Annotated in this window: 5 protein-coding genes; 3 read left to right on the forward strand and 2 right to left on the reverse strand. The window is 36.3% G+C overall.

Annotation, left to right across the window (positions count from 1 at the left end):
- Positions 1 to 195 precede the first annotated feature (195 nt).
- Positions 196 to 504 (reverse strand): hypothetical protein, encoded by a 309-nt coding sequence (locus tag FTV37_RS16525; RefSeq protein WP_179991713.1) that lies wholly within the window; start codon positions 502 to 504, stop codon positions 196 to 198.
- 701 nt (positions 505 to 1,205) lie between these two features.
- Between FTV37_RS16525 and FTV37_RS16530 the strand changes: the two genes are divergently transcribed.
- Positions 1,206 to 2,129: a RepB family plasmid replication initiator protein gene (locus tag FTV37_RS16530; RefSeq protein WP_179991712.1), complete on the forward strand. Its 924-nt coding sequence runs from the start codon at positions 1,206 to 1,208 to the stop codon at positions 2,127 to 2,129.
- Here FTV37_RS16530 and FTV37_RS16535 read toward each other — a convergent pair.
- A complete protein-coding gene (locus FTV37_RS16535) occupies positions 2,119 to 2,388 on the reverse strand; it encodes a mobilization protein (protein WP_180064286.1) in 270 nt (89 codons plus the stop codon). The two genes, FTV37_RS16530 and FTV37_RS16535, sit on opposite strands and share 11 nt — an antisense overlap.
- Positions 2,389 to 2,596: 208 nt before the next feature.
- Here FTV37_RS16535 and mobQ point away from each other — a divergent pair, with 208 nt between their 5' ends.
- The gene (gene mobQ / locus FTV37_RS16540; RefSeq protein ID WP_180064287.1) at positions 2,597 to 3,568 is read left to right on the forward strand and encodes a MobQ family relaxase; all 972 of its coding nucleotides are present in this window, start codon (positions 2,597 to 2,599) and stop codon (positions 3,566 to 3,568) included.
- Positions 3,565 to 4,018: hypothetical protein (locus FTV37_RS16545; protein WP_180064288.1), on the forward strand; the 454-nt coding region annotated here is incomplete at its 3' end. The genes mobQ and FTV37_RS16545, both read left to right, overlap by 4 nt.

A 4,018-nucleotide genomic window follows, 5' to 3' on the forward strand; every position in this document is an offset into this window, starting at 1 on the left:
ATGTTCCAAGTTTGATATTTGATCGTTGTTCCACGGTACTGATTAAATATTTTAATAAAAAACTCATTCTAGTAAGAGCCGAGCAAGTGCCTACGAGCGATCACCTGGTATCAAAATTCATGCGTTTTTCTCTCTGATTACAAAGTCTGTTTTTTAAAGCAAAAAAAGGAAGGGATAACCCTTCCTTTTTTCTATTTAACTGGCTTGTCGATATTCAAACCTTCTTAAAAAATCTTGAATTGCCTGTTCTTTCAACAATTCACTAATTAATAAAGATGGTATGAAGTACACTTTTACTCGCACACGTTTTTTCAGTTTTGAATCTTCAGATAAATAGTGATCTTCAATATTCCATCCATCACTACGTAATTCGCTAATACGACACGCAGAGTAACTAGAATCAATAGACGACCACATATCTTTGTTTTTAACAGGCACCCTATTTAATAAGCGGTGCAAGATATGTGCTTTATGTGTATCTACTGCCGGTAAAACTGGAATCATGATGATTCCTCCATTGTAAAAAATGGAGGTTAATCAGCCTTATCTGTTCGCTAACTTGAACAAATTGTTTATCAATGATAGAATCGTTTATGCATTTTAAACGTAAATCATTAATTCTTATGGCTTTTTTAACCTCCTTTGGTTTGATTTGTTAGCTATTTGATATTAAAGATTTCAAAAAAGGTACTTGTTGACGCAAGTGCCTTTTTTTTGCTTTATTTTCAAACAGTTCAAACTCTAACATAGGAATACATAAAAATATAGTCCCTATGCTCACAGTTTCGCGTATTTCGAACGTTTACATGTAAACATATGGTTGTATACCTATTTTCTTTTAATCGGCCGTAAACAGCCTTACACGAAGAATTAGAATTAATTATAAAAAATTATTTTCAATTGTATTAAATAAAAAATCCTTTTTTATCTTTTTAATAAGCTTTTAAAAGCTTTTAGACCCCCTTCAAACCCTTTATTCATAAGGCTTTCAAACTTTAAAAAACTACAAATGGAGGATATTAAGCTACAAATGGAGGACTAAATCAGTTTTTAAAACTACAAATGGAGGAATTTAAAACTACAAATGGAGGACATTAAGCTACATTATTTTTATTGTAGTTTTGTTAAAAAGCTACAAAAATAATAGCTAAAAAAACAGCAGCTTGGTATTTTGCAAATTACATTGCTCAGTATGTAGTTTTCAAATGGAAGATAAAAAAACCTATCCACCTTCATGGGTGGTCATACAAAATAATATTCAAGAATGCTTTAAAAGCATGTCTATCGATGAAAAGCGTTTATTGGTTTTAGCAAGTCCTATCGCTAGAGTTACCAACGCTACCGAAAAAGACCCCATTACTATTACTGCTGAAAACTTTGCTAAAGAGTGCAATATAAAAACCCACTCTGCATATAAGTCGATGGAGGAAGCTAGTAAGCATATGCTGCGTAGGTACTTTACCTATACAGATGAAAAGGGGAAAAAAGTTTCTTGTTCTTGGGTAATCCGAGCAAAATACGACAATGGAGCAATATCAATTTGCTTTCCTGAGGAAGTTCTTTTAATGCTAAAAGAATTTGATAAGCTCAACCCTTACACCAAATATAAAAAAGAAGTGGTACTCAGACTTAAAAAAGATTATTCCTTTGACCTGTATCATCTTGCCAAGAAATATCAGGGTCTAGGTAAATTTGAATTAAGTTTAGATCGTATAAAAACAGAGTTAGGATTGCCTAAGTCTTATGATCGAATGTCTAATTTAAAAACCCGTGTTTTAGAGCCTTCTTTAGAAGAAATTAACTCTCAAACAGATTTAAATCTAACTTATGAAAATATAAAAGAGGGTAGAACTGTTGTGGGGTTTAGATTCAAAGTTAAAGAAAAATTTGAAAAGCCAAAAATCAACTCAAGTCGAGATATGAATACCGTCGATATGTTTTTCAAAATGACTGATGGGCAAATTAATATGTTTGGAAATCAGCTTGCCAAATTACCGGGCCTATCACATTTAGCTGTTGGTAATGAGAGTTATGAGGCTTTAGCTAGTCGAATTAAAGACATGCTGATAGACCCTGAAAAACAAAAAGAGTTTATTCCACATTTAAGAAGTTTAGGTTTTAAAGGTTAAATAATTTTCTGTCTCGATCTTCTATTAAATACTCGTTGAGTTCAGCGAGTATTTTTTCTTTATTGGCTTCATTGGCATTCATTTTTTTAATCAAATAAGAACCGAGCAAAATTTTGCGTCGAGTATCATCTTTTCTTTCCTGCTCTTTTTGTTTTGATTTTTCTCTAGCTTCGATAGCCTGTTTACGAGCCTTTAACTGTTTCAACTTTTCCAACTGGGCTTCAATTTTCTTTTCGAGATTTTCAGCAGCTTTTGTCATGATTCAGATTTCGGGATATAGAAAACCACTCAAGCATAAGGCCCTATGAATTGAAATTCAAGCGGGCTATATGCTATCGTGTTTTTCATGAAATGCGCACTTACGACTTGGATTTCATCCAAGTCAAAGTTTGCGTAAGGGGATACCCCTTAACCCCAAAAAACTGCTACGCAATTTTTTAAAAGCAAAAGCATCTCAAGGCGACTGCATGGCAATCTATCATTGTTCAACTAAAACGGTGAACCGAAGTTCAGGACGAACTGCGGTTGCATCAAGTGCCTATCGTGCAGGTGAAAAACTAGAAGATGAACGCACAGGGCTGACCCATGACTTTACGAGAAAAGACGGTGTCGCCCATTCTGAAATTATCTCTAATTTAGATATTGAAATTGACCGTGGCGAACTTTGGAACTTGGCAGAAAAAACCGAAAACCGTAAAGATGCCCGAACCGCTAGAGAATGGGTCATTGCCCTACCTGATGAATTAGACGCTGATCAACGTAAGGACTTGGCAAAAGACTTTGCCAGGTCCTTAGTTGATCGCTATGACGTGATCGCAGATTTAGCCATCCATGAACCCAGCAAAGGCGGTAATGATAAAAACCACCACGCCCATATCATGCTCACCACCCGAAAGGCAGAACTGGACACGGATAATAAACTCACCCTGACCACCAAAACCGATATTGAATTAAGCAACGCCAAACGAAAAAGCCTTTGTATGGGTACAACTCAAGAAGATATTAAGCAAATTCGAGAAACATGGGCAGACTTAGCCAACAATGCATTGGAACGTGCAGGCTACCGAGAAAAAATAGACCACCGCAGCTATGCCGATCAAAACAATGGACTACAAGCCACCATCCATGAAGGCACTAAAGTCACCCAATTACGCAGACAAGGCATAGACACTGAAATCAGCCGTTTTAATGACAACGTCAAACAGCAAAATAGCCAACAGCTTCACCAACAGAAACAGCAAAAAGAGAGCGTTTTACAGCGTGGTTTAAGCCGTGTCGATCAAGGTTTTGATCAATGGCAGAAGAACCAAGAAACCAAACGCCTAGAACTGGAACGCCAATCGGAAATGAAGCGACAGCAAGAATTAGATAAACAACGAGCCGAGCAAGCACTCCGCAAGGCATCTCAAAAACTAAGTAGAGGCGGAATGTCGTTATGAGCAACCAAAATGATTTAGATGACCAATTATATATTTTACTGGCATCCATGAAGGAATATAGAGAAGCCATAGCAGACGATAACAAGCGATTAGAGCAGTTTTACAACCATGTCGCTAGTGGAATACTAGACAAGGCTGAAAAATCGCTAGAAAACGCAAATAAGAAGCATACAGGCGCATTAAACAACAGTATTCAGGCATTAAACGAAGCTACACACAGGCTCAACTTAAAACTTATCATTATTTTTGCCAGCACGTTTGTTGCTGTGATGATGGTGTTCATTTTGGCTATCTTTTTATACATACCAAGCAAAGACGAAATTGATGAACGTAGAGCAGATATGGCTGTACTAAAAAAATATCCGCTACAAATTCGAGAAAGTGATGGTGAAACATTGGTGAGAATAATGAGGAAAAATTGCTACTCGTTTGAACCGAGTAGTGTCAAAG

This window comes from Acinetobacter sp. YH16042, assembly GCF_013417245.1.
Taxonomy (GTDB): domain Bacteria; phylum Pseudomonadota; class Gammaproteobacteria; order Pseudomonadales; family Moraxellaceae; genus Acinetobacter; species Acinetobacter amyesii.

Coding starts and splice junctions, on each gene's coding strand:
- FTV37_RS16530 (WP_179991712.1), top strand. CDS start 1,206: ATGGAAGATAAAAAAACCTATCCACCTTCATGGGTGGTCATACAAAAT.
- FTV37_RS16525 (WP_179991713.1), bottom strand. CDS start 504: ATGATTCCAGTTTTACCGGCAGTAGATACACATAAAGCACATATCTTG.
- FTV37_RS16535 (WP_180064286.1), bottom strand. CDS start 2,388: ATGACAAAAGCTGCTGAAAATCTCGAAAAGAAAATTGAAGCCCAGTTG.
- mobQ (WP_180064287.1), top strand. CDS start 2,597: ATGGCAATCTATCATTGTTCAACTAAAACGGTGAACCGAAGTTCAGGA.